Annotated in this window: 14 protein-coding genes and 1 pseudogene; 9 read left to right on the top strand and 6 right to left on the bottom strand. The window is 51.0% G+C overall.

Annotation, left to right across the window (positions count from 1 at the left end; translation table 11 throughout):
* Positions 1 to 162: 162 nt before the first annotated feature.
* From ACQ9LF_RS07940 to ACQ9LF_RS07930, 3 genes are all read right to left on the bottom strand, one after another.
* Positions 163 to 975: a LamG-like jellyroll fold domain-containing protein gene (locus ACQ9LF_RS07940; protein WP_462488852.1), complete on the bottom strand. Its 813-nt coding sequence runs from the start codon at positions 973 to 975 to the stop codon at positions 163 to 165.
* Positions 976 to 1,139: 164 nt separating this feature from the next.
* Complete coding sequence (locus tag ACQ9LF_RS07935) at positions 1,140 to 2,810, bottom strand: NPCBM/NEW2 domain-containing protein (protein ID WP_462488851.1); 1,671 nt, start codon at positions 2,808 to 2,810, stop codon at positions 1,140 to 1,142.
* Entirely contained in the window at positions 2,807 to 3,340 is a 534-nt protein-coding gene (locus tag ACQ9LF_RS07930; protein WP_462488850.1) for a sigma-70 family RNA polymerase sigma factor, read from the bottom strand. Before ACQ9LF_RS07930 ends, ACQ9LF_RS07935 begins: the two co-directional genes overlap by 4 nt.
* 400 nt (positions 3,341 to 3,740) lie before the next feature.
* On the opposite strand from ACQ9LF_RS07930, the gene ACQ9LF_RS07925 reads away from it, so the two are divergent.
* The 3 genes from ACQ9LF_RS07925 to pelA are packed head-to-tail and all read left to right on the top strand — an operon-like array spanning position 3,741 to position 10,721.
* Entirely contained in the window at positions 3,741 to 6,125 is a 2,385-nt protein-coding gene (locus ACQ9LF_RS07925) for a glycosyl hydrolase family 28 protein (RefSeq protein WP_462488849.1), read from the top strand.
* A gap of 10 nt (positions 6,126 to 6,135) precedes the next feature.
* Positions 6,136 to 9,669, top strand: coding sequence for a glycosyl hydrolase (locus ACQ9LF_RS07920; protein WP_462488848.1), 3,534 nt, complete (start codon positions 6,136 to 6,138; stop codon positions 9,667 to 9,669).
* Between the two features lie 11 nt (positions 9,670 to 9,680).
* Entirely contained in the window at positions 9,681 to 10,721 is a 1,041-nt protein-coding gene (gene pelA, locus ACQ9LF_RS07915; RefSeq protein WP_462488847.1) for a pectate lyase, read from the top strand.
* A 55-nt stretch (positions 10,722 to 10,776) separates the two neighbouring features.
* Here pelA and ACQ9LF_RS07910 read toward each other — a convergent pair whose 3' ends face one another.
* The 3 genes from ACQ9LF_RS07910 to ACQ9LF_RS07900 are packed head-to-tail and all read right to left on the bottom strand — an operon-like array spanning position 10,777 to position 15,110.
* Entirely contained in the window at positions 10,777 to 12,816 is a 2,040-nt protein-coding gene (locus ACQ9LF_RS07910; protein ID WP_462488846.1) for a LamG-like jellyroll fold domain-containing protein, read from the bottom strand.
* A 48-nt stretch (positions 12,817 to 12,864) separates the two neighbouring features.
* Entirely contained in the window at positions 12,865 to 14,553 is a 1,689-nt protein-coding gene (locus ACQ9LF_RS07905) for a FecR domain-containing protein (protein ID WP_462488845.1), read from the bottom strand.
* On the bottom strand, positions 14,550 to 15,110 hold the full coding sequence (locus ACQ9LF_RS07900) for a sigma-70 family RNA polymerase sigma factor (RefSeq protein WP_462488844.1): 561 nt from the start codon (positions 15,108 to 15,110) through the stop codon (positions 14,550 to 14,552). Before ACQ9LF_RS07900 ends, ACQ9LF_RS07905 begins: the two co-directional genes overlap by 4 nt.
* A gap of 894 nt (positions 15,111 to 16,004) precedes the next feature.
* On the opposite strand from ACQ9LF_RS07900, the pseudogene ACQ9LF_RS07895 reads away from it, so the two are divergent.
* From ACQ9LF_RS07895 to ACQ9LF_RS07870, 6 genes and pseudogenes are all read left to right on the top strand, one after another.
* A pseudogene (locus tag ACQ9LF_RS07895) lies at positions 16,005 to 17,840 on the top strand (rhamnogalacturonan lyase); the annotation flags it as partial.
* Positions 17,814 to 18,515, top strand: coding sequence for a PA14 domain-containing protein (locus tag ACQ9LF_RS07890; RefSeq protein ID WP_462488910.1), 702 nt, complete (start codon positions 17,814 to 17,816; stop codon positions 18,513 to 18,515). The pseudogene ACQ9LF_RS07895 and the gene ACQ9LF_RS07890, both read left to right, overlap by 27 nt.
* A gap of 133 nt (positions 18,516 to 18,648) precedes the next feature.
* Positions 18,649 to 19,626 carry a tryptophan--tRNA ligase gene (gene trpS / locus ACQ9LF_RS07885; RefSeq protein WP_462488843.1) on the top strand — a complete coding sequence of 326 codons (978 nt, stop codon included), beginning with the start codon at positions 18,649 to 18,651 and terminating at the stop codon, positions 19,624 to 19,626.
* Entirely contained in the window at positions 19,623 to 20,699 is a 1,077-nt protein-coding gene (locus ACQ9LF_RS07880) for a segregation and condensation protein A (protein ID WP_462488842.1), read from the top strand. Before trpS ends, ACQ9LF_RS07880 begins: the two co-directional genes overlap by 4 nt.
* A 351-nt stretch (positions 20,700 to 21,050) precedes the next feature.
* Entirely contained in the window at positions 21,051 to 21,932 is an 882-nt protein-coding gene (locus ACQ9LF_RS07875) for a CBS domain-containing protein (protein WP_462488841.1), read from the top strand.
* Positions 21,933 to 22,359: 427 nt separating this feature from the next.
* The gene (locus ACQ9LF_RS07870; protein WP_462488840.1) at positions 22,360 to 24,726 is read left to right on the top strand and encodes a DUF7901 domain-containing protein; all 2,367 of its coding nucleotides are present in this window, start codon (positions 22,360 to 22,362) and stop codon (positions 24,724 to 24,726) included.
* Positions 24,727 to 25,310 lie beyond the last annotated feature (584 nt).

The raw sequence follows: 25,310 nt of genomic DNA, 5'->3' as shown, positions 1-25,310 counted from the left end.
CGGGGTCATGGTGTGTCTGTCGGGTTCAGTTGAGCATAAAGGGCATCTGGTTACCCCCGATAGGGACATGGCCAGGTTCATCCTATGAATTCCGGGATTGAAATCTGTGAGGGATGCCCCTGACAGAGCCCCCTCACAGATAAATGCTGTCAACATACCGAATCAGATACGACGGCGTTTGAGCAGACCCACTACACCCAGCCCAAGCAATGTCATCGTTGCCGGTTCCGGAATCGCGGTATTGAATGCCGTCAATGCAACGCCATGAATGCCGACTTCATCGATCCAGCCTTCGAAATTTTCATTGCCATAGCCGCTGACCGAACGAAGTTCGTTGCCGATGCAGAACCGTGTCATGGTGGCACCGTTGAGGGGAGCGACGTTGCTCCATGATCCGGCCTGGGCGAGTGTACCGCCTGCAATTGTCCAGTACAGAGTTAATGTGCTGGTGGCAGCATTGTAGGTCACGGCAGTATGATACCATTGTCCTGCGGTATAGCTGATGGCTGCATCATAAGCTGCCACAGAGCCGGAAAGCGTCTGGAAGCGAAGTGTTTTATCATCATTCTGGATACGGAACTGGAAACCGCGGCTGCTGGCAGTGCCTGAATCACTTTCGCCGCAGATAATTTCCTGATGTGCCCCGGAATCAGCCAGCATGGGTTTAACCATCGCCTCAAAGGTAAAGGACCCATCCGCACCGATAAAGTTGGAAAGGGCTGTCAGATTGGTATAGCCTGTGGCGTCGGCGATCAGTTTTCCGGTGTTGGAAGCCTGGTTGTCAAACGTATTGGCCACACCGCCGGCCAGGGAAGCGCCTTCATAGGCGGCCACATCAAACGTCCCGGCCAGATCCTTGCCTGTGCCATTGTCGAAGTTCCAGTAATGCAGGGTGTTTGAGGTCTGCACCACCATTGCGGATGCCAGGCCTGCGATAACGCACAGCAGCATCAAGATACTCATTTTTTTCATCATTTTTCCTCCACACATATAAGAATGTTATCACCGAAGCGAATCCCGCTGACCCGCTCCGGCCTATGGGTCAGGCTGTGTATTGCCTTTAGGGTTCCTCTAAAAATTCATTTTGGCGGACAAAAATCTTCTCTTTGCCGCTTGAAAGCCATTTTTAGAGCCCCCCTTTACTTTAATCGCAATAACGGCTCAGCGAACAGTGTCCAGTCGCCGTTATTGGTGTGATCGTTTCCCTGAGTAGTCGCCAGCGTCAGGAAACTGGCGCCGGCAGGGATGCTGATACGAATGCTGTCGGCCCCATCGGACGGACTGACAGCGGTGCGTTCGTAATACGGCTGTCCATCTACCAGCACATAAAAATCAGCATTGGGCGAATCACTGAATGTTTTCTTGTCCATTAAATGTTTATAGTCATTATAGGTTTCAGAAATACCGCACAGGGCGGTAAATTCCGTCACCTCGGTCTTGTAATAGGCTCGGATTGCTTCCAGATCAAAGGTGATTCCCTGGTTGGCAGCTAAATAGATTGCAGGCCGGCCGTCCACGCCGTATTCAATGCCGTTGAGACGCAGATTGTGCCGGGGAATCTGGGCGGAAAGGGTGACTTTGTGCCAGGCCCCATTCAGAATTCCCAGCCAGTAGCGGCCGTTGGTTGGCTCAAAATCAAACTGCAAGCCCTGCGATGATATCCGGGTTGAGCCGTTGGGAATAAAAATACCATCCACAAAGATGCTGGCATCAACGGGAATATACCCTTGCGGGCCCTGAGCTGAGCTGACTGTGTCCAGCAGGTCGATATCGCCATGATAATTAATGCCTGCGTTCAGCTGCCCCGTGTTGGTGCCGTTTCCGCCGCCGACTATATCGGCCAGGTTGATGTGCCTGCTTCGGAGAATCAGTTGATGCGACGAATCAATCTGACGCAGGAAGGACTCGGTTTTAAGGGCGATTGTCTGGATTTCGGAGAGCTGGTTGACCCGACGGGCCAGACCTTCGTGAACCATCTGCGAGCTGACCATGGAATTGTTTTGCAGTGTAATAAGATTTGTTTTGCCGGCAAAGACGTGGAGTTCGGTTGTTTCGTTCAAATCGGAAAATACGCCGAATTCCGTTCCCAGATCTATAATTTTGGTATTGGGGGTATTGACCGAGAAGCCAACGCCCTGACGGGATACTTTGGCGGTCAGGCGGCCGTATTTCATTCGGAGTTCAGAAACCGAATCGAATGAAAACTCCATCGGGCCTTCCAGCAGCAATTCCACATTCTTATCGGTGATGATTTTGGCTATCCCCCCCAGCAGGTGCAGCGGAGTTGAAGCAACCAGACGTCCGCCGTCTTGGATGGGGGTATCGGACGACCACTGGGCGTCGATGGAATCGGCCAGGGTTGCCACGTCCGTCGAGACGCGGGGATTCAGGATGACATACACAATCATTATGGCCAGGGCTGCCAGGGATACCATGGCGGTAACCAGGGATGTCGTATTGATGTGAGAGACAGCCTTTTCAATGGCGACCGGTTGTGCCGGAAGCGTCTGGGGAGGCCTGGATGCAGGCTCTGTCTCCAGAGACGGTGCGTCATTTTCGGCCTGGGCCATACTGAACAGCAGGGCGTCGAGTTGTTTGCAGGACGGAGCGGAAGTTTTGGTACCCAGCGAAATTTTGCCCGGTGTGGCCAGATTGGAATACAAAAGAATGATATCATTATACAAGTGCACCGCATCGGGGGAGGATTTGAGCAGCTGTATCAGGGCTTCGTTGTCCTGGGCGGTCAGGGTCCCTTCGAGCTTTCGCAAAATCCATTCACAGAGTTGGGCTTTGGCAGCAGGCGAATTCATGAATTGGCCTCCTGGATTTTCATTGAACGATTCATGCACTCCAGCAGGGCCAGATGAATGCGGGCCATTCGTTTGTACAGGGCATTTGCGGTATTACCCAGAATGCCGGCAATTTGATTGATGTTTAATCCTTTCTGGTATTTATCCTGAAGCAGTTGCCGCTGTGGTTCAGGCAGTTTTTCCAGGCAGTTTTGCAGCATACGAAACTGCTCATCAAGGCCGTGTTCCCGCTGATTCAGGTCTTTTTCAATCGCTTCCAGGAGGTTGTGGGCCAGAAAGGCAGGTTCCTTTTTGTTGCGGTCAAAGAACTGCAGTATTTTATATCGGGATACGGATCGTGCCCAGGCAATAAAGCTGGTTCCGGATTTATACTGGTCAAAATGGTCCCATAAAAACAGGACGGTTTCCTGCATCAGGTCGTCGGCGTTGTGGACATCGCAGACCACGGCCAAAATGTAGGCATAAATGGCCTTGTGGTTGGACATAAACAACGACAAAAACTCAGCTCGATTTTTATTATTTGATTCCATCGTATCCTATTTCGATTGTTCTACTATATTCTTATCAGAAAAAAGGCCTGAATTAGCCAATGTATTTATCCTATTGAAACAAAAACATACAACCTGTCCAGAATTCAATGTATATTTGGGGTGCAAAAGTCAAGTTTTTGGATAAGGAAAACATAAAATCGAATTTTCTGGAAAAATAAAGGTTAATCTTGACTGATTTCCACTATTTAATAGAAACAGCATCGCCTATTCCAAAGCAGTATCTGATTGTTATAATGTTGTTGTTTGAACAGTATTGTACCCGGTCGGCCCAAAGTTGCGTGATTTCGAGCAATCTTCGATCCTTGTTAGTTCGGGTGGGAATATAATCGGAAGGACTGCCGGCCAAAGGAGTCGCTGTGGTCAAAATAAGGAGATTGTTATGACAGTTACACGCGGTACACCGTCGAAGGCGGTTTTAGTCGGTTTTCTTGTATTTTCGACCTTGTTTTGCGGATACACTTCTGCTGAATCAGCTCCCCGGCCGGGCAAGCCTGCCCCCAAACCTCTGTTCCGTGACCCGGTTTATGATGGCGCTGCCGACCCGGTAGTGTGCTGGAATCAGCAGGAAAACAAGTGGTTTATGTTGTACACCAACCGCCGGGCAAATGTGCCGAATACTCCGGGCGTGTCCTGGGTGCATGGGACGCCGATAGGGATTGCCGAGTCCTCTGATGGCGGGGCGACCTGGACCTATCGTGGGCAAGCGGAGATTGGCTATGGTGAAGGGGAGTTCAGCTATTGGGCGCCGGAAGTGATTGCTCATGAGGGCATATACCATATGTACCTGACCTTTGTGCCGGGGATGCATACCGACTGGTCTGGAACACGCCAGATTATTCACCTGACCAGCAGCGATTTGCTGAAATGGAAATATGAATCAACTCTTGCCCTGGCGTCGGATCGCGTCATTGATGCCTGTGTGTTTCGGATGCCCGATGGAAGCTGGCGAATGTGGTATAACAATGAAAAGGACAAGAAGTCGATCTATTATGCCGACAGCAAGGATTTATATCATTGGCAGGATGGCGGCAAGGCCATCGGCGACCAGCCGGGGGAAGGTCCCAAAGTCTTTCGGTGGAAAGACAAATATTGGATGGTGGTGGATGTGTGGAATGGGCTGGGGTTATATGTCTCCGACGATGGAATCCACTGGACACGTCAAAAGAGCAATCTGCTGGAAAAACCCGGACAGGGGACTGACGACCAGGTCAAGGGCGGACATCCCGATGTAGTGGTCAGCGGTGAGCGTGCGTATGTGTTCTACTTTACCCACCCGGGCCGCAGGGGGCCTGAAGCAAACAAAGATGCCTATGAACAGCGGCGCAGTTCGATTCAGGTCGTCGAACTGGACTATCAGGATGGGGTTGTCAGTTGTGACCGGGATGCAGTTACCTATATGGACTTAAAGCCTCCGGTTGAGCCGAAGACGGAAGCTGCGGCGGCTTCGGGCAAAGACTATAATGCCTGCGACTATGGGGCGAAAGCCGACGGCAAGACCGTCTGTACGGAAGCGATTCAGCGGGCGATAGATGTCTGTTATTTCTTTGGCGGGGGGACGGTTGTCTTTTCACCGGGGACGTATTTGACCGGCTCGGTCTTTCTGCGGGACAAGGTCAATCTGCGGGTGGATGAAGGCGTTACGATTCAGGGGGTCGAGGATGATGCCGCGTATCCGCTGGTGTTTACACGGGTGGCGGGGATTGAGATGTACTGGCCGGCGGCCCTGATTAACGCCCATTATCTCAGGGATGTGAAAATCTATGGCAAGGGAACCATAACCGGTTCGGGCAAGATGTGGTGGGATCGGTACTGGGCGATGAATAAGGATTACAGTGCCAGGGGGCTTCGCTGGGTGGTGGATTATGACTGCAAACGGCCGCGATTGATGCTGATTTATAAATCCTCGAATGTGTCGGTGGAGGAATTGACGCTCAGAGAGCCGGGCTTCTGGACGATTCATATTTGTTTTAGTGACCATGTGGTGGTGGATGGCGTGACGATTCGAGCCAATCGGGATGACCAGTTCGGCCCCAGTTCCGACGGGATTGATATCGATTCGTCCAATGATATTCTGGTACAGCATTGCGACATCGATTGCAACGACGACAACTTCTGCCTGAAGGCCGGACGCGATGCCGATGGTCTGCGAGTCAATCGGCCTACAGAGAATGTGATTATTCGGGATTGTATTGCACGGCGAGGGCACGGTCTGATTACCTTTGGCAGTGAAACCTCCGGCGGGATTCGCAATGTCGAGGTATATCGGCTTAAGGCTTTTGGGACCGGCTCGGGGATTCGTTTCAAGTCCACGCAGGGCCGCGGCGGCACGGTTGAAGATATTCAGATACATGATATTACCATGCAGAAGGTGGAAAAAACCATCGACCTGAATTACGACTGGTACCCGGCCTATAACACCGTGCCCGACGAAGTCCGCAAACAGATTGAAGCTGAGGGCAAGCCACTGCCGCTGCACTGGATGGTCTTGATGCGTCAGGTTGGGCCGGAAGAAGGCACGCCGTATATTCACGATATTACCATCAGGAATATTGAATCTATTGATTCCGAGGTGGCTTTTGCGGTGGCCGGGCGGAAAAATCAGCGGGCCGGACGGTTTATCTTTGATCATATCCTGATCAAAGCCGCAACCGCCGGTACTATCAGCAATGCCCAGGACTGGATGTTTACCAATACCAGGATCGACACGCAAGACGGCACAAAACCGCAGTTGAAAAACTGTGACAAGATACAAGGATTGGAATAAGGACAGCACAATGAACCAGGATATTTACGGAAAGAGGCCGTGTCGGTCCATCTGGACCTGTGGTGTGGGAGTGTTTGTATTATGGATTGCCGGCTGGTGTTCTATGGCGGTGGCGCAATCGGATGTTCAGCTCTGGCCGGACGTCTCCCGGCAAATGCGTCCGTGGGCCTATTGGTGGTGGATGGGTAGTGCGGTAGATAAGGATAATATTGCCTCTGAGCTTCAGGAATACCAAAAGGCCGGGATGGGCGGTGTGCATATTATTCCGATTTACGGTGCCAAAGGATATGAGGATCGCTATATCGAGTACCTTAGTCCGCAATGGATGGAGATGCTGGACTACACGGTGACCGAAGCCGACCGCCTGGGGCTGGGTGTGGATATGACGCTGGGTACCGGCTGGTGTTTCGGGGGGCCGATGATTCCTGATAGTCTGGCCAATGCCATCGTCAAATACAAGGTTGAAAAAGTAACAGGTCCGACCGAAGTCCGGTATAAAGTAAATCCGGCGGTTCAGACCCTCATGGCCTATGGCCCCAATGGGCAGATTGTGGAGCTGACTGATCAGGTTGCCGGAGGTGAGATAAAATGGTCTGCACCGCAGGGTGATTGGCAGATTTATGAACTGTGGCAGCAGCCCTCCGGACGCAAAGTCAAGCGTGCCGCCCCCGGCGGGCAGGGGCACATGCTTAATCCCTTCTCACGGCAGGCCACAGAAACATTCCTGAAAGAATTCGACAAGGTATTCAGTCAATATAAAGGGCACTTGCCCAGAGCGATTTATCATGATTCCTATGAATATGTCTGCAACTGGTCCCCGGATTTGCTCAGTGAGTTCCAAAAACGCCGGGGCTATCGACTGCAGGATTATCTGCCGGCACTGCTGGATCCCAATGCGGATCTGCAGCTTGCCGCACGCGTCAAGGCCGATTACCGCTGGACGATTTCCGAGATGATGACGGATCATTTCACGCAGACCTGGGTCCAGTGGGCCAGGTCCAAAGGCTTTCTGACGCGAAATGAGGCCCATGGTTCACCGGCCAATCTGCTTGATTTGTATGCCCTGTCCGACAGCCCTGAAACCGAATTCTTCCGATTTGACCGCAATCCCCTGGTTGCCAAATTTGCGTCCTCGGCGGCTCACACCGCAGGACGTCGATTCACCTCCTGCGAAACGGGAACCTGGCTGCAGGAGCATTTTCAGGTAACCCTGGGACATTTAAAGCCCTTTATTGACGGTCTTTTTGTCAGCGGGGTCAATCATGTCTTTTATCACGGAACGTGTTACTCACCCAAAGAGGCTCCCTGGCCGGGCTGGGTATTTTATGCCTCTACCCAGATGAACCCGCGCAATTCCATCTGGAAGGATGTTTTGGCTCTGAATACCTATCTGGCACGATGTCAATCGGTTCTCCAGACGGGCAAGCCGGACAATGATATCCTGCTGTACTGGCCAGTTTGCGATTACTGGTCCGAACCGAAGGGTCTGAATCAGGATTTAACTGTGCATGGGACCGGATGGCTGCGAGAGCAGCCGATTGGCCAGGTTGCCTCGATGCTGTGGAAAAAAGGCTATGCCTTCGATTATGTTTCCGATCGGCAGTTACTCCAGGCCAAAGCCGATTCATCAGGTGTGAGTCTTCCCGGCGGCAATTACCGGGCCATAGTAGTGCCGCCGGTGTCCTTTATTCCGCTGCAGACCCTGCAGGCACTGCATCGTCTTGCCCGGGAGGGGGCTGCAGTTCTTTTTGTGGACCATCTGCCATCCGATGTGTTTGGACTAAAGGACCTGAAAACACAGCGTAACACCATGGAGACACTGCTCCAAACGATTTCATGGGATATATCATCCGACTCGGGTCGTATGGCTTCGGTGGGCAAGGGGCGTTTTTATGTCAGTGCAGATTTGGATATCATGCTCCGATCCGCCGCGGTCCGACGGGAATCCATGGTCGATCATCCGGGGATTTACTATATCCGACGTTCGGACGAGGCCGGATACTGGTATTTTATCACCAACCAGGATGAACAATTTATCCATAATCCTGCGACACCGTGTCTGAACGACTGGGTTCCATTGTCGGTCAAGGCGGAGTCAGTTGTGATGATGGATCCCCTGACGGGCAAGTCCGGCCTGGCAGCATTCCGGAAAACAGCCGAGGGACTTACCGAGGTATATTTGCAGCTTGAACCGGGCCAGTCGATGATTTTGCGTGCCTTGAAAACGGCGGCAACCTCAACCTCAATTGCCAAATGGGACTATTTTCAAACCGCCGGCCAGCCGATTACCCTGGAAGGTCTCTGGAAGGTTCGGTTTATCGACGGCGGACCTGACATCCCGGCTCCTTTCGAAACGAAATCCCTGGCTTCGTGGACCGTTCTGGGCGATGACAACGCACGCCGATTTGCCGGCACCGCCCGCTATGCGATGGTATTCGACAAACCCGACATTGAGGCCGAAGCCTGGACGCTTGACCTTGGGCGTGTAGCCGACAGCGCCAGGGTTTTCTTGAACGGCCAGAATCTGGGGACCGTCTTTACCACACCGTTCCAAATCCGGATAGCATCCTCGGAACTTAAAGCATCCGGCAATCTGCTGGAAATCGATGTAACCAATGTCGCTGCCAATCGTATTCGCGATATGGATATCAACAAGGTCGTATGGAAAAACTTTTACGACACCAACGTGGTTAATATTGACTATAAGCCGTTTGACGCATCTGCCTGGCCGATACGGGATGCTGGTCTCCTGGGCCTGGTCCGCCTGATTCCGTTGGCAACCATTCCACTTGACAAGCCGGCTCCGGACCAGACAAATACTCTGCCGACACTGTGGATTATCGGGGATTCGACGGTCAAAAATAACACGCCAGGGCTGCAGGGATGGGGGGATCCCATTGCGGCCTATTTCGATACGACCAAAATCAACGTCAAAAACCGTGCCCTCGGCGGCCGCAGCAGCCGGACGTTTCAGACCGAAGGCCTGTGGGACAAGGTGCTTGCCGAGATGAAATCGGGGGATTTTGTTTTGATTCAGTTTGGCCATAACGACAACGGCCCGCTGAACACCGGCCGGGCAAGGGCGTCGCTTCATAACAACAGCGATGACACACAGGAAGTGGTTATGGAAGCCACTGGCAAAACCGAAATTGTACATTCCTACGGCTGGTATCTTCGCAAATATATCGCCGATGCCAAAGCCAAAGGAGCTACGCCGATTATTCTGTCTCTGGTGTCTCGCAATATCTGGGATACAGAAGGCAAAACCGTGATTCGTGCGACCGCAGATTACGCTTTATGGGCCTCTGAGGCGGCTAAACAGGGCGGTGCTGATTTTGTGGATTTGAATGCGATTATCGCCGACCATTATGAAATCCTGGGACAGGACAAAGTGAAAGCCGAATTCTTTTTGGACGATCACACTCATACCACCCCGGCCGGAGCAAAACTCAACGCAGCGTCAGTCGTTGAAGGCCTTCGGAGGCTTGAGCACTGTGGGTTATGTCAATATCTGCTTGCACAAGAAGGTCAACTACAACAATAAACGAGGCATTTATGAAAAAGATGGGATTAGCTGTATTTGTGTTATCATGGATAGCGTCGGTTGGTGCCGCATCGTATCTGGATCAATATGAAAAGAAAGAAGATTCCTGGTTTGCCGGCCCCGAGGCTAAACAGGTTGCCGAAACTTTTCTGACCTGGCAGAGTCCGGCCGGAAGCTGGCCCAAGAATGTGGATACGACGCGCAAGCCCTATACGGGGGACCCCAATGATCTTAAAGGAACATTTGATAATGGGGCGACGGTGGGAGAGATGCGTTTTCTGGCCCGCATCTTCAAGGCCACCGGTAACGAACGTTATAAACAAGCCTTCCTCAAAGGTTTTGCACATATCCTGGAGGCCCAGTATCCCTCCGGCGGCTGGCCCCAGTACTATCCCCTGAGCAAGCAGTATCATCGCCATATTACCTTTAACGATGATACCATGGTCCATTTGATGATTTTTATGCGGGATGCAGCATCCCTGCCCTTATATGATTTTCTGGATGCACAGAATCGCAAAGCAGCCCAGCAGGCCTTTGAGCGGGGTATTGACTGCATTCTCAAGTGTCAGATTCGGGTCAATGGCAAGCTGACTGTCTGGTGTGCCCAGCACGATGCGGTTGACTTTTCTCCCCGTCCGGGCCGCAGTTATGAACTGGTATCGCTGAGTGGTTCCGAAAGCGCCTCGATTCTGCGGCTGCTGATGTCGCTGGACAATCCCGGCCCTGAAGTCATTGACGCTGTCATGGCCGGGGCACAGTGGTATGAAGCGTCTGTGATTCACGGCATTCGGATCACCAAATCAGGCGGCAATCGTGTTGCCGTCGAGGATCCGCATGCGGAACCTCTCTGGGCCCGCTTTTATGAGATTGAAACCAATCGTCCCTTTTTTGCCGACCGCGACGGAGTCAAATATTATGATTTCAATGATTTGGGACCGGACCGTCGGAATGGCTACTCCTGGTATGGCGGCTGGGGCCAGACCGTTGCCAATGAGTATCGCAAATGGCAGAAGAAATGGGCTGACCGGATTGCCGCCCGTGACAGCAAATAAAAAAGGCGGGCAGTGTACACCACCCGCCTTGGTTTGAAACGTTATTTTTAAACTGTTACGGACATTCCGGATACATGCCGCAGGTCAGCCATTGAGCTGCAAAGATTGCAAAATCACCAAGGTCCACTTTGCAGTTTCCATCCCAGTCATAGGCCGGTTTGGTTCTGCAGAAGTTGCCCGCAATATCCGAATACATATCCGCGACATTATCCGCGGTGAGGGCATAGTTATACAGACGAATGTCATCCATCGAGCCGGCATATAAGGCATCCGCCGACCAGTTGCTTTTACCGATATAGTTGCTGGTACGGGTGACAATCGCCGGTGTCTGGGTAATGGTGCCGGTCTGAATAGGCAGCCCGTTTTTATAAAGGACGACATTGCCCTGATCATCCATGGTTGCAACAAACATTTGCCATTCATTTAACGCGATGGCATTGGTGGCGGTAATCGTAGTGCCGGCTGTCCCGCCATAGACCGTAAAGCTCAGGCTGTTTGATGTGCCGTTTCGGCTCAGATAAATGATGTCGCTGTAAGTCGTCCCATCATAATTGCCAAAGTCCAGGAATCTCGCCCAGCTTCCAGCGGCGGTGGGTTTGGCCCAGACCGAAATCGTAACGCCGGGGAGAAAATCCTCAAAACTGTTGGGTTCACGGATATAATCATTGACGCCGTCAAATACCATGGCCTGGCCTGTTTTATCATTGACACCGGCTGCAAAGACAGGATCTCCGAACAACGTGCCGTTCTGATTGCTGCCCGAGGCATCCGCTGCGTCGCCGTCCAGCTTCCAGTGGGCCAGCAGCCGCTTGATGGACAGCCGAGCCGGATTGGTTCGGGTTTCGCCGGGATTGGTGGCCTTGCAGTAGTAATAGCCCTGATCGGCTGTGGTGACATTGGTTAAAGTCAGGGTCGGGGAGTTGGTGCCGACCAGAACATCGTCAGCGTCGGTGTTGTTGGCATTATCGACACTTCGGTACCAGGCATAAGTAATCGGAGTGGCACTGCTCAAAGCGACGGTAAATTCCGCCGTTTCGCCTTTGCCGTCAAACTTGGATTGCTTGGCGGGTGATGTCTGCTGGGTCACTACCGGTGTGGATGTAGCAGTAAAGCTCCAGAACTGGCCGGGCAGATTGGGTTCGCTGGGCAGAGGATCGCCAATGTAGCAATCCACACGCCAGTAATAGGTGCCGGGATTCAGCGGAGTTTGAAAGTGTGGAAAGTCATTAATCGCAACCGAGCTGCCTGCCGGGGACAGCGTGATTTTATCCATGGTCAGCAGGTTGGGTTCTGTGCCCAGATAGACATCGCATTTCCCGATGCCGGGCTGATTGAGATTCCAGCTTAACGTCGTCAGCAGATCTTTATTGACAACGGCTTTGTCCTCAGGCTCAGGATTGCTGGCGCCGCCGGGGATATAGGTGATAGTCAGCACAGGCCGATATTCCACAGTGGCATTTTCTTTGGTGGCCAGGCCATAACCTCGGGCACCGCTGCCATCCTGTCGGATGATGAAAGTGACCAGGCCGTTGTCGTTGACTCGACTCTGCAGGAAATTGACCAGCGGAGCGCCTGTGGTGGTGATAGTTGTTCCCGGAGCATAACCCCCGCCGGTTCCGTTGACGATAGTCTCGGTGGTACCGGTAGCGTCATCTGAATCCAGGTTAGTCAGCCGGGCCAAATCGAGTGTCCCGCCGGAGGCCGACCAGTTGACTTCCAATCCGGTGTTGCTTTGATTTAATGTTGCCTCATCCCAGTCTTGCGGGGTATTGCCGGCGACATTGTTTAATCCATGCAAACCATACCGGCCGGTCACAACGGTATCATTCCGGGGGGCGCCGCCGGATACGGTCATCTTTAAGCTGGCATCCAGAACCGTTGAAATGCTTAATCCTCTCAGGTCAAATCGCACATAGCCCATATAGTACGTTGATGTTGCTCCATAAATGTACATATAGGTGTCAGCTCCATAGGTGGCCGTTGCACTCCGGATTCCTGTGTCGGCGGAGCTGACTACGGTGGTGGTGACGTCTGCGTGGGCAGCAAGCCCGCACATGCACGCCAAAAGAATCATAAACCATACTTTTCTTCTCATAACTGAACCTCCTAAATAAAGTTAATAAGTTCCTTAGAGCACGAATTCCTAAGGCATATGTTTTAATGTCAGCACCGGCCTGCCGAACAAAACCCAATCGCAGCCGATGGAAGACCGCTGGTAGTCCGGATTATCGTCCGAGTTTTCACCTTCCGTGGCGATTAAGGTTAAGAAACTATCCTGGTCCCGGAGGTCTATTTTAAGTAAATCCTGGAGTCCTTTTTGGGTGACTCCAGTCCTGGCATAGCGGACCTGGCCATCCACCAGGACCCAGATATCGACATTGAAAGGTCCCGGAGCGGTATCGCACACACCGACTTCAGATACAAATTGTTCGATTGTGGCTCCCGGCAGGCGGCTGCGGAAGGCATTCAAGTCGAAGGTGATGCCCAGATTGGCGTGGAGAAAGATGCTGGGATTCTGCGGCAGGCTGTAGTTGGTTCCCCCCAGAAACAGCGACAAATCCTTGAATTCGCTGGGGGTGTTGGAGACCGGGGCATAAAAAATCCCGTGTGTGGGCGGGCATTCTTTGAATACATGTCCGGCTGAACTGACGATTTGTTCGGTGGTTCCATCCGGAACAAATACACCATTGATGAAGGCATTGGACGCTACGGCTGTAAACCGATTGCCGGCCTTTCGGCTCGACCGATTGATAGCCTCAAACGTTCCGGAAAGCGGGTTGATTCCCATGTTGGGCCTGCCGGCCTCGAATCCATTGCCGCCGCCAACCACATCGGCCAGGCTGATTTCATTTTGTCCCCGCCAGATCAGACTGCTTTTGGAATCAATCGCTTTGACGAATCCCGTGGGATTCAGCTCAATTCGATGGGCCGAGGACGGAGTGGCTGCATACGCCTGGCCGGCCGAGACATCGACGGTTGTTTTTGCGGCATTTTTATTGCCGGTAATAAACAGCGTTTTGCCGCGAAATACATGCACTTCCGAACGGTCATGCAGTTCTGCCAGCACACCAAATTCTGTCCCGAGGTCAATGATGCGTGAGTTTTTGGTCTGTACCGTAAAACCGCTGCCGGCAGGCCCGACGGTGGAATACAATTTCCCATAGTTCATGGCAATTTCTGACGAATTGGTAAAGCGAAATTCCGCTGGCCCTTCCAGAAGCAATTTGACTCCGTGGTCGGTTTGCATTTCCAGCACCCCCGAAAGCAGTTGAATAGGCTCCAGTTCCACTGAAACACGATAGCCAGGCCTGATGGGATGGCTGGAAGACCATTTTGCGTGAATCGAATCGGTGATGGTGGCTACCTCAAAGGTGGTTTGGGGTTTGAGATAAATAAAAATCAGCAGAAAAACCAGGGCCGCCAGAGATGCAATCGCCGTGATGATCGGAGTTTTGGAGATATTGTGCGAGACCCGGTGGATAGGCACCGGCGAACAAGATGTCTGGATCTCGCGCGGCAGTTCAATCCGCTCGGCCGTACGCTCGTAATCACCCAGTATCTCAAGCACGTCCAGGGGGACAGAAGGATCACACAGGCCTGTCTTCTCCGGGTGCTGGAGTGTCTGTGTGATTGTCGGGTTATGGCGGGTGGCCGCCTGAAGATTGCACAGCTCCGTACACAGCGTAATATAATCCAGATAGATATCCTGGGCCTGAGGGAGTGTCTGGAGCATCTGGTTCAATTCTGCAAATTCGGCATCCGTCAAAACCTCTTCACGTAATGCCCCCAGCAGGGTCAGGAGTCTGTTTAACTGCTCTGGCGTCATCTTCATATCAGTTCGCCCTCCGCCAGAGTACGCCGGACACATAACAGCAGCCGGGCGTGAATCTTATTGAATAATTTATACAGGGAATGGACTTCTTTGCCGGTCTGACGGGCGACGCTTTGAGTTGTGGCTCCCGGCTCATACCGCATTTCAATCAGCGACCGTTCATGGTCATGCAGCTTCTGAATACATTGTTTCAGCACGCGTATTCGTTCATCCGTATTGGGATTGGTGGACAGGATTTTTTGTGACAAGGACTGGATGGTTTCTTCGCTGAAGTATAGTTTATTGGTCTTTTTAATTTTGTAGTAATTCAGGACCTGAAAATGAGCGATTCGCAAGGCCCATGCACTGAAATTCGTGCCTTTTTCGAATTCGCCGAATTTCGACCACATCACCGAGGCCGATTCCTGAATAATATCATCCACATCAGACCAATTGGGAATCAGTGCCCTGACGTATCCATAGATCCGCCGTTCGTTAGCCAGATACAGCTTGATAAAAAGCTGGTAATCCTCGTTGTGTATTTTATGATCCGGCATATCTTGAATATCTTCATTCATTAAGACGTCCTGGTTCCTTAATGAATAATAGACAAACTCTGAGAAATTGGATGGTTTTTTAAAAAAATTATGCCCGGGTCAGCAAATCGCGGCAAAACTCTGTTTCTAAAAAGAATTTTAGCAAATCTATTGGCGGATTTGCTATATAATAAGGGCTAACCATGGGGGCAAGCGTGTTATGGGGTATTGGCAGCTTTCTTTGTGTGTTATTTAAGTAATTGTGTATTAAATGGTTTACGGCTAAAAACTAAAATGAAAGCAAATCCAGCAATCAAACAAACGATGTCCATTTTACTGTATGTTTTTGCCGCCGGCCTGGTTTGTGCCGACAGTACCTGGGTAGGGGCAGTCAGCACTGATTTTATGGATTCCGCCAATTGGAATCCTGCCGGTGCTCCCAATGGTGTCGTGTCTATCGGGCCTGGCAGCCCCAATAACCCTGTTTTTTCGAATACCTCTGTATCTTATTATTCTGTATCATCTTTGCCTGTTAATGCGGGAGGGGTGTTGACGGTTTCAGCGGGTGAGTTGCGGCCAGGCAGTGCCACTTACTGGAATGGAACCATCTTCATTACCGGCGGCTCACTGAATGTCAGAAATAACCTTTATATCGGCAGCGGCTCAGGCACTGGTGTTGTGACCATTACCGGAGGAACCTTAGTCTGTAAAAGCACATTGACGGTCGGGTATGGTTCAGGAAGCAGCGGACTGCTGAATATTTGGGGGGGCGCGGTGTATATGGGGGGGGCTCGAGTGGCTTATAATGGAGCGACGGGCAAAATAAACATCCGAAACGAGGGGGTCGTTCGCTGTACAGGGGATGCGGTTGGTTTTTTTACGGGTTTAGTGGATGCGGGACTGCTGACAACTGAGCCAGGATGGAAAGTCGATATTATTTATAGTGAAGCACTCAATCAAACCATCGTAACGACAACGCAATTATCAACTCCAAAACGCTATATGGAAAAACTGGACCGCGGCGTGGTTGCTGTCTGGCAGGGCGGCGGCAAGGTCTATATCGGATGGCGAATGTTGGGTACGGACCCGATGGACATCGCATTTAATGTCTATCGTGATTCTGTCAAAATAAACACAAGCCCGATTACAGCATCGACCAATTATGTGGATACCGGCGGCAGTGCGGGCAGTCTCTACCGTATCGCCGCCGTGATTGACGGCGTGGAACAGGAGTTCTCCGATCCGGTTGCAGTGTGGGGGACTTTTTATCATGATATCCCGCTTCAAGTGCCTGCCGGCGGCACCACACTTGATGGGGTTAGCTATACCTACAGCCCCAATGATGCCAGTGTGGGGGATGTTGACGGCGATGGCCAGTATGAAATCATTCTCAAATGGGAGCCATCCAACGCCAAGGATAATTCTCAGTCCGGCTACACGGGCAACGTCTATTTGGACGCCTACGAAATCGACGGTACGTTCTTGTGGCGAATCGATCTGGGCGTCAATATCCGTGCCGGTGCTCATTACACCCAGTTTATGGTTTATGATTTCGATGGGGACGGCAGGGCTGAAATTGCCTGCAAAACAGCCGATGGAACGGTGGATGGTGTTGGAAATGTAATTGGCAATCCCGCTGCGGACTGGCGAAATTCCAGCGGCTATATTTTGGCCGGGCCAGAATATTTTACGGTCTTTGACGGACAAACGGGGGCGATTCTGGATACCGCAAATTATGTGGTTCCGCGTCATCCTTCGACGCTGACGCCAACGCCATCTCAAATTAAAGCAATCTGGGGGGATGATTATGGCAACCGTGTCGATCGGTTTCTGGCTTGTGTGGCGTATCTGGATGGAGAACGTCCCAGCATCGTGATGTGTCGCGGGTATTATACGCGAACGGTGCTGGCGGCGTGGGATTTTCGATATGGCAAACTCAGTCTGCGATGGGTATTTGACAGTGATGACGGCACCGCAGGCAACAGTGCCTATCGCGGTCAGGGCAATCATAATCTCAGCGTGGCCGATGTGGACGGCGATGGTAAAGATGAAATTATGTATGGTGCCTGTGCAATTGACGACACCGGCAAGGGGCTGTATTCCACCGGATTGGGTCACGGGGATGCGATGCATGTGTCGGACCTTGACCCGAGCCGGCCGGGATATGAAGTATTTACCATCCACGAGGGTGACGGAACACCCGGGGCATCGTTTCGGGATGCCAACACCGGCCAGATCCTCTGGCAGACGGACAATGCCGACGTCGGGCGAGGAGTGTCTGCAGATATTGACCCGCGGTATCCAGGCTATGAATGCTGGGGCTTTGGCGGCATACGCAGTTGTTCGGGGCAGGTCATTACCACGACCAACCCGCCGTCAACCAATTTTGCAATCTGGTGGGATGGCGATCTATTGCGGGAGCTGCTGGATGGTACAAAACTGGATAAATGGAATGCCGCAGCAGGCTCTTCCAGCCGGCTTCTGACGATCTATAATTACGGTGTGTCAAGCAACAATGGCACCAAATCCAATCCCTGTCTTCAGGCGGATATTCTCGGGGACTGGCGTGAAGAAATCATATTGCGGACCAGTGATAATACCCGCCTGCGGATTTTCACAACGACGATTCCTGCGACATATCGATTCTATACGCTGATGCACGACCCGGTTTACCGACTGGCTGTGGCCTGGCAGAATGTGGCCTACAATCAGCCGCCGCACACCAGCTTTTATTTGGGCGAAGGAATGACCCAGCCGCCTTATCCGGCAATACGACTGGTTGGCGACCGGACTGGAACCGTACTTCGGGAATGGTGGAATGGCATTGCCGGCGATCAGGTCAGCGATTTGACATCCAATCCGAATTATCCTGATCATCCCTCTGGTTTGGAATATCTGCCCCGTCTTGAGATCCCCTCCAATTTTGGTAACAGCTATGGCAGCCGCATCCGCGGATATCTTCGCCCCGCCCAAAGCGGCAGCTATACCTTCTGGATTGCCGGGGATGATTCCTGCCAGTTGTGGCTCAGTCCGGATGCTGTACCGGATAAAGCCACGCTGATTGCATCGGTTCCAGGCTGGACAAATCCATACCAATGGGATAAATACAGCTCCCAGCAATCCGCATCTGTGGAATTGCTGGCTGGCCGGAAATATTATATTGAGGTCCTGCACAAAGACAAAGACGGCGCAGATCACATGGCTGTCGCCTGGCAGGGGCAGGGATTTTCCCGACACATCATTGACGGGACGTATCTGAGTCCATGGACAGGGCCGATACGATGCGATATCTCACAAGATGGATTGATTAATCAATCGGACTTTTCGTTGTTCGCAGCTCAGTGGCTGAAAACGGATTGCAGGATACCGCTTGAGATCGATTTCAATGGAGATTGCCAGGTGGACATGCTTGATTGTATTATTCTGGTAGAACATTGGCTTAAATAGCCTTTTATGTACTCTAAAGAAGATAGGCAATAACCAAATAATGCCCCGGAAATATGGATGCAAGATTGACTTATCGATGAAAAGTTGATAGTATTTGCGTTTTATTCTTCAATACCTAATTCAGGAGATGAGAGTGCGAGTATTATCAGGTATTCAGCCATCGGGTAAGTTGCATATAGGTAATTATTTCGGTGCGATGCGGCAGAATCTCAAGCTGCAGGATGAAAATGAAGGTTTTTACTTCATTGCCGATTATCATGCGCTAACATCGAATCCAGCCTCCGAGGACCTTCGCCAGCGTATATTGGATGTTGCGATGGACTATCTGGCCCTGGGATTGGATCCCAAAAAATCCGTGTTCTGGCGGCAATCCGATGTCCCTGAAGTGACTGAACTGACCTGGTTTTTGTCCTGTGTCACGCCGCTGGGGCTGCTTCAGCGATGCACCACGTATAAAGATAAAGTGGCTCAGGGCTTATCGCCGAACCTGGGCTTGTTTACGTATCCTGCGTTGATGGCTGCGGATATTTTACTGTTCAAGAGCGACCTGGTGCCCGTGGGTGCCGACCAGAAGCAGCATCTGGAGATGACCCGCGATATGGCGCAGCGCTTTAATAATGCCTATGGCGAAATCTTTCCGCTGCCTAAAGATTACATCCTGGAGTCGGTGGCCGTAGTGCCCGGTGTGGATGGGCGCAAGATGAGCAAAAGCTATGGCAACACCATCGAGATATTCGAGCCGGAAAACAGTGTCAAGAAAAAAGTCATGAGTATCGTCACGGATTCGACTCCGGTCGAAGCTCCCAAGGATCCGACCAAATGCAATGTGTTTGCCATGCTCAAGCTGTTTGCCAGTCCTCAGGAGCTTGCCGAATGGGATCAGAAATATCGGCAGGGCGGTATGGGATATGGACATGCCAAAAAGCGGCTGGTCGAAATGATTCACGAGTATTTTCGTCCCTACCGTGAGAAACGCAGGGATCTCCAGAACAATCTGGATGAGGTGGAAAAGATTTTGCAGGAGGGGGCTCAGCGGGCCCGTGCCATCGGCAGACAGACTATCGATGAGGTTCGCAAGGCCGTGGGGTTGTGCCCCCTGGGGAAGGCATGAACGAATATCGTGTCAATTTAGAGGTGTTTGCCGGTCCGCTGGACCTGCTGCTGTACTTGGTCCGCAAGGAAGAAGTCGATATTTACGATATTCCCATCGCGCGTATCACAGCGCAATATATTGAATATATCCAGATGATGCAGTCTCTGGATATTGATCTGGCTGGGGATTTTCTGATTATGGCAGCAACGCTGATGGAAATCAAATCCGCCATGCTGTTGCCCCGTACCGAGACGGAAACCACCGAGCAGGCACAGACCGACGACCCCCGGGCCGAGCTGGTGCGTCAGCTTCTGGAATACAAACGGATCAAAGATGCCGCGAATCTCCTGGCCCATGCTGCCCAGCAACGCGAACAGCGATTTACTCGTCCGGATACGATTCTGTCCAGTATCAAAAACAGTGCTGAGCCGGAGCTGGACCTGGATCAGGTTAGTATCTGGACGCTGCTGGAAGCCTTTGATGCCATTATGAAGGCCACAGGGTATACTTCCAGCTATAGTCATATCACCGACGAAACGCCCATTGACTTGTACCAGATTGAGGTTCTGCATCGACTTCAGGTCGAAGGTCCGTTGACGTTTGAAAAAATCTTTCAGGGCAAAACCAACAAACTGGTGATGATAGGCCTGTTTTTGGCGATGCTGGAGCTGATGCGCAATCAGCTTATCCGTGTTGAGCAGACCGAAATTAAAGGACCTATTTATTTGACGGCACTGACCGACCGACCCGCCGAGCAGGCGGTGCAGCAGGCCATTCTCTCTCGTATGGCAGTCGAGCAGCAGCATCCAGAGACACAACAATCGGAGCAAGAAGACCAGCAGGCTCAAGACACATTGGCCAACAGCTCTGGCGAGGGGCCGACCGCTCATCCTTTATCGGATGAGGACGATATCTTAGACGACGATGATCCGCTTATAGCGGAGTTAAACACGATTGATATTCCGGAATTATCGGACAAATCTGCACCGCAGCCGCGTATCCGCATCCAGGAAATTCCTGCCGAGTCCGATAAAAACGCTCCTCTGAACTCCAATACAATACACACCGACGAACACATCGAATCAGATTGATAGTCCACGCACTGTTGCGGGCTCATTTTGGGCTTTTCGTGATCAAGTTGATGGGTATAGGTAAAAATACCCATTTGTGTGGTGGAAAAATACGTACATTTCAGTGAAATCACTTAATGTTTATTTCTGTCATTGTCGATATGGGGAATAGAGAGAATTGAATGTCGATGCGAACGTAAACTGTAAACCAAAGCAGTGATTTAACAAACCGGACAGCGCGTGGGAATAAGGAGTACCGTGCTGTTACTGAGGTCGATAATGTACTTTGAGTCTGCACACACAAGCAAAGGCAAGGATGCTGTTTCATCTTTTTTATGGGACTCTACAGGGAGCTGTCGGTGGGCACAGGATGTGATACAAGTCAATCCCGTCATTCTGCGTCAGCGGTATACCGTGCAGCAGGCCATTGAGCATTTCATTTTGCAGCCACTCGACACATTGCTGGTTGTTCAGGAGGCCGAATTGTCACGTTGTATGAAGCTGGCTGGTCGAGTCTGCATTAAGGATATTTTGCGTCTCATTTTGCCCAGCCTTTTACGCAAGGATATGACGGGATTTCACGACGTGCTGAGTACTCCGGTTCATGATCTGGTGATTGCTCATCCCAAAACAGTCACCCCCTGGACAGCGATTGTCGATGTGATAACGGCCATGCAGGCTGATTACACCCAGGTTATAGGGATAGAACAGGATGGAAAGCTGGTTGGTCAAGCAACCTCTGGTACGATTGTGAAACTGTTGGCTTCGATTGTTTCAGATGCTCCTGAGATGCCTGGCATAGAGGCTTACGGTGTGTCGCGTATATGCGCCCATGACTTGATGGCTGGGTATGTGATTTGCCTGGAACCGGGAGATGATATCGCCAGGGCGATCTGTCTTTTTCTGGCAACAGCGGCCCGATATATTCCGGTCCTGGACAAGCAAGCCCGACTCGTCGGAATCATATCTCAGCAGGATATCCTCAATTATGTGGCTTCGCTGATGGACCCGGTCAGTCTGTCTGTATTTGAAAACAAGGACCATATTCTTGACCGTCCTGTCTGTTCGCTGTTATCCAAAGAATCACAGACGATCTCCAACAAAGCCGCTTTGCCCAATGCCGTACAATTACTTGCCTGTTATTCCTCCGGCTGCCTTGCAGTCACGGATAGTCAGAATAAATTTTGCGGAATTCTGGGGTATTCGGAATTGTTCAATTGGATTGTGCGGCATCCGCAAATTTTTTCAGCGTAGCGAAATTTCCCAAATATCCATCCAAACTGTAGCTATAGAGTCTGCTGTTTTTTAATCATAGACCTATATATAGGTCTATCTATCCTGCGACACATCCAATTTTGTGATCCTCATGCATTTCTTGATGGTAATTCACGGTTTTGTGACGGGTTTGAAATATTCACCATTATTTTCAAAAGCAGTATTTTTACGGATATGATTTCATTTCAGTCAGTCCTATAATGAATACATTATAGACAGTCCAATGCAGCCAGATAGCTTTTGGCAAGTGATGTTATGGAGTTCATCAGGTGTTCTGCCTTGGCCTTGACCCGCAAGAATGCAATTCCATAGCCTCCGTTGTACAGCGAAGTTCATCCTATTTGCACGTCGTTGAGCAGCTATGTTTTGCGATAATTTGTCTCTTTTCTGGTCAGGAGATACGATTATGAGCAAACGCATATTGTTTCTATTGCTGGGAGTAGCTCTGTCGGCGATTGCAATGGGCAGCTACTCCTACACCGTCAGCGGCAAGGTCTATTATAGCAGTACGGGCACCATTGTGTCGGAACCTACTGTAACGCTGGAAATCGAATGGGTTTCCGGGGGGTGGTCGAGCACAACCCAAACAGGCGGAAGAGATGGATCCTTTTCGTTTAGTGTCACATCCGATACGGATCCCAAAGGCAAGAAGATGAAACTGAAAGCCTCGAAGAGCATTTACGTCGGCAGTACCGTCTGGATTTGTGCCAGTTATTCTGAAAGCAAGAATGTCTGGATTTCAAGCACGATTCAGATGAATCCGAATCTTGCTGTTGAGCTTGATCCTTCCAATTTTGCCTCAGTGGGCATGCAGCCGCCTTTAACTGTCACCGCGTATCTGGATAATCCCGCACCCTATGTCATCGAGGTATCCGGGTTTTATGTACAATTGACTTATGATCCATCCAAAATGAATTGTACAGGAATAGGACCAGCCGATCCCCGGATTATGGTGAATTATAATCTACAGGAGGGAATGATTGAGGTCTGGGGTGAAACGATGATGCCGGTCCCGATTCTTCCAAAAGAAAGCCCAACCTCGTTCTTTGACGTGTTTTTTGATGCCTATGCGGTGCTTGACCCGCTCTTTACCTCTGTGATTCTCGGCGAAAAAACAACGCTGTATCCGGCCTTGTCTCCAGGGCAGCAGATCATGATGCCTTATCCATCCAGAACTGATATCCTGATGGGTGAGCCGGAAAAAGCCCAGGCCGTGGTCTATATCAACGGCTTGGGTGAATGGTCGCGGGCACTGGAGGGACAAAGTCCGGCTCCGGGAATTCGTCCGATGAGTATGACCCAGTGGGAAGAGTATATCAGGTACTGGAACGATCCCGATTCAGTAAAAGAAGGGGATCCGTATCCGGAAACAACCTTTGTGCCTTGTGATAAAGAATATGGTTCCGGATTATTATATGTCTGGCCGGGGGATTCCGGTGGCATCGGCGGATCGGGAGGTATACAGGATGCCGGGTTGGTGATGGCATGGATGCCGTCGGAAAGACTCTGGGAATCAGGGGACTATGCCAGCGCATGGCGATATGACTATGGCTGGGATCCAGACTTGACCAATTGCACGATTCAGATTACGGTAACCCCGCCGGCCCCGCCTGTCGGGAGTAAATCCCATATTAGGGCCGTGTCGTTTTCAATTGTTGATATTGCCGGCAGAAGGCGGTCATGGTGGTGGGCGGTGCCTGCGGCCATTCCGTTGGGCGTGCCCACAACGGTTACGATTAATACGGCGATGGTGGGAATCAATGCCACCACACCTGTTGCGACAGGGTATATGAATGCACCGGGTTTTGATTTGACCCAGTCACAATTCTTTGATGTGGATGAGAATTTCCAGTATATCTTTGGTCAGCAGCCGGTGCCTCCGCCCGGTCAGCAGCAGTTTATGGCCTGGAATTACTGGCATTGGCTCAGAGTCACCAGGAATACCCAGGCTCGGAAATGGTTCTATATCAAGTATGGTCAGCCGCCGGTGGCCATCGGGGATGGCAATCCGCCTTTGATCAGAGGCTGGGATGAACCTTCGCTCTATTGGCCGCCGCAAACTCCGATTATCGCGGATGACTGGCCGTGCAAGGATGATCGACCCATTACCGATATCCACTGGTGGGGTTCCTTTATCGGATGGAACAAGCCCTATCTGCCGAAGGTTATACCCAAAGCGTTCCATATTGGGATCTGGACGGATGTTCCTGCCGGGATAGATGCGCCTTACAGCCATCCGGGCAAGTTAATCTGGGAAAATGTATGCACCAAGTGGATATGGAATTTTGCCGGCTATGATGTGGATCCGCGATGCGACTATCCCGATATGATCTGCCAAAAAGATGAGGCTTGTTTCCAGTTCACTCAGCTTCTAAGTGAAAACGAATGGTTTTATCAAAAACCGCAGACCGATCCGGCCGTACCGAATATCTACTGGCTGAGTATTGCAGCGATTTATCCGGCAACCCCCGACGGCCTCCCGCCGGCTTATCCGTGGGGCTGGAAGACCCGCCCGCATAAGTTTAATGACGACGCGGTGCAGATTGCCAGCACCGATATCTGGCCGATCAAACTGGGGTCTACCTATCTCAATGGGGTTCCGATCCAGTTGCCGTCATGGCCGGCGCCGAATGGTCAGTCCTGGGATATGGCGTTTGAGCTGAGTACCAACAAACCGACGATTCCTGCCAGTGCCGACTTGAATTACAGTGGATTTGTGGATTTGGCTGATTTTGCTTTGTTTGCCCAGCAATGGTTAACCTCACAACCATAACGGGGCATGATTCGTGGGAGGCAGGGGTGATGTAACAGTGAGGGGAGAAACTGTTGAAAAGCCGGATCTGATGGTTGGATCCGGCTTTCATTTTATTAAGCCCGTCAGAGTCTATTTGGCTTTGTGTATATCATTTATTATAATTTTAGTATCAACACTGATACGGGGGTTCGAATTTGGGACGTGGATTAAAACCTGAGTTGTAATATCTTTTTTTACGATGTTTTCCATACCTCGTTTGGCCCAGTCCGGACCGGTGCGCCCATCGCCGGTCCGGACACACCTTATCTTTTTTATTGGTAATTTCCCTGTTAAGATCACGTTGTGCGTGTTGCATTTAATAATTACCTATGCCTCGATGTTTCTTTTTTTCAACATTTCCTGTTTTTCTTGAATTATCCAAATTGAAGGCCTATAAAAACAAAAGAATAAGTATTATTGCAGAATGGAATGTTGTAAAATATAAACAAAACAGGATATTTTTATTTTACAATAGTTTGTAAAAGAGACAGCGGTTTTTGTTGTAAGTAATTATATCATAATGCCTTAAGTTTTTTTTAGGCGGAAAGTCTGGTTTGGTCTCG

This window comes from Anaeroglomus insulsum (genome assembly GCF_050689095.1).
GTDB classification, from domain to species: domain Bacteria; phylum Planctomycetota; class Phycisphaerae; order Sedimentisphaerales; family Anaerohalosphaeraceae; genus Anaeroglomus; species Anaeroglomus insulsum.
Note: the sequence above shows the minus strand (reverse complement) of the source record. Positions and strands in the feature narration are given on the sequence as shown.

Coding starts and splice junctions, on each gene's coding strand:
- ACQ9LF_RS07940 (WP_462488852.1), bottom strand. CDS start 975: ATGATGAAAAAAATGAGTATCTTGATGCTGCTGTGCGTTATCGCAGGC.
- ACQ9LF_RS07935 (WP_462488851.1), bottom strand. CDS start 2,810: ATGAATTCGCCTGCTGCCAAAGCCCAACTCTGTGAATGGATTTTGCGA.
- ACQ9LF_RS07930 (WP_462488850.1), bottom strand. CDS start 3,340: ATGGAATCAAATAATAAAAATCGAGCTGAGTTTTTGTCGTTGTTTATG.
- ACQ9LF_RS07925 (WP_462488849.1), top strand. CDS start 3,741: ATGACAGTTACACGCGGTACACCGTCGAAGGCGGTTTTAGTCGGTTTT.
- ACQ9LF_RS07920 (WP_462488848.1), top strand. CDS start 6,136: ATGAACCAGGATATTTACGGAAAGAGGCCGTGTCGGTCCATCTGGACC.
- pelA (WP_462488847.1), top strand. CDS start 9,681: ATGAAAAAGATGGGATTAGCTGTATTTGTGTTATCATGGATAGCGTCG.
- ACQ9LF_RS07910 (WP_462488846.1), bottom strand. CDS start 12,816: ATGAGAAGAAAAGTATGGTTTATGATTCTTTTGGCGTGCATGTGCGGG.
- ACQ9LF_RS07905 (WP_462488845.1), bottom strand. CDS start 14,553: ATGAAGATGACGCCAGAGCAGTTAAACAGACTCCTGACCCTGCTGGGG.
- ACQ9LF_RS07900 (WP_462488844.1), bottom strand. CDS start 15,110: ATGAATGAAGATATTCAAGATATGCCGGATCATAAAATACACAACGAG.
- ACQ9LF_RS07890 (WP_462488910.1), top strand. CDS start 17,814: ATGACCCAGCCGCCTTATCCGGCAATACGACTGGTTGGCGACCGGACT.
- ACQ9LF_RS07880 (WP_462488842.1), top strand. CDS start 19,623: ATGAACGAATATCGTGTCAATTTAGAGGTGTTTGCCGGTCCGCTGGAC.
- ACQ9LF_RS07870 (WP_462488840.1), top strand. CDS start 22,360: ATGAGCAAACGCATATTGTTTCTATTGCTGGGAGTAGCTCTGTCGGCG.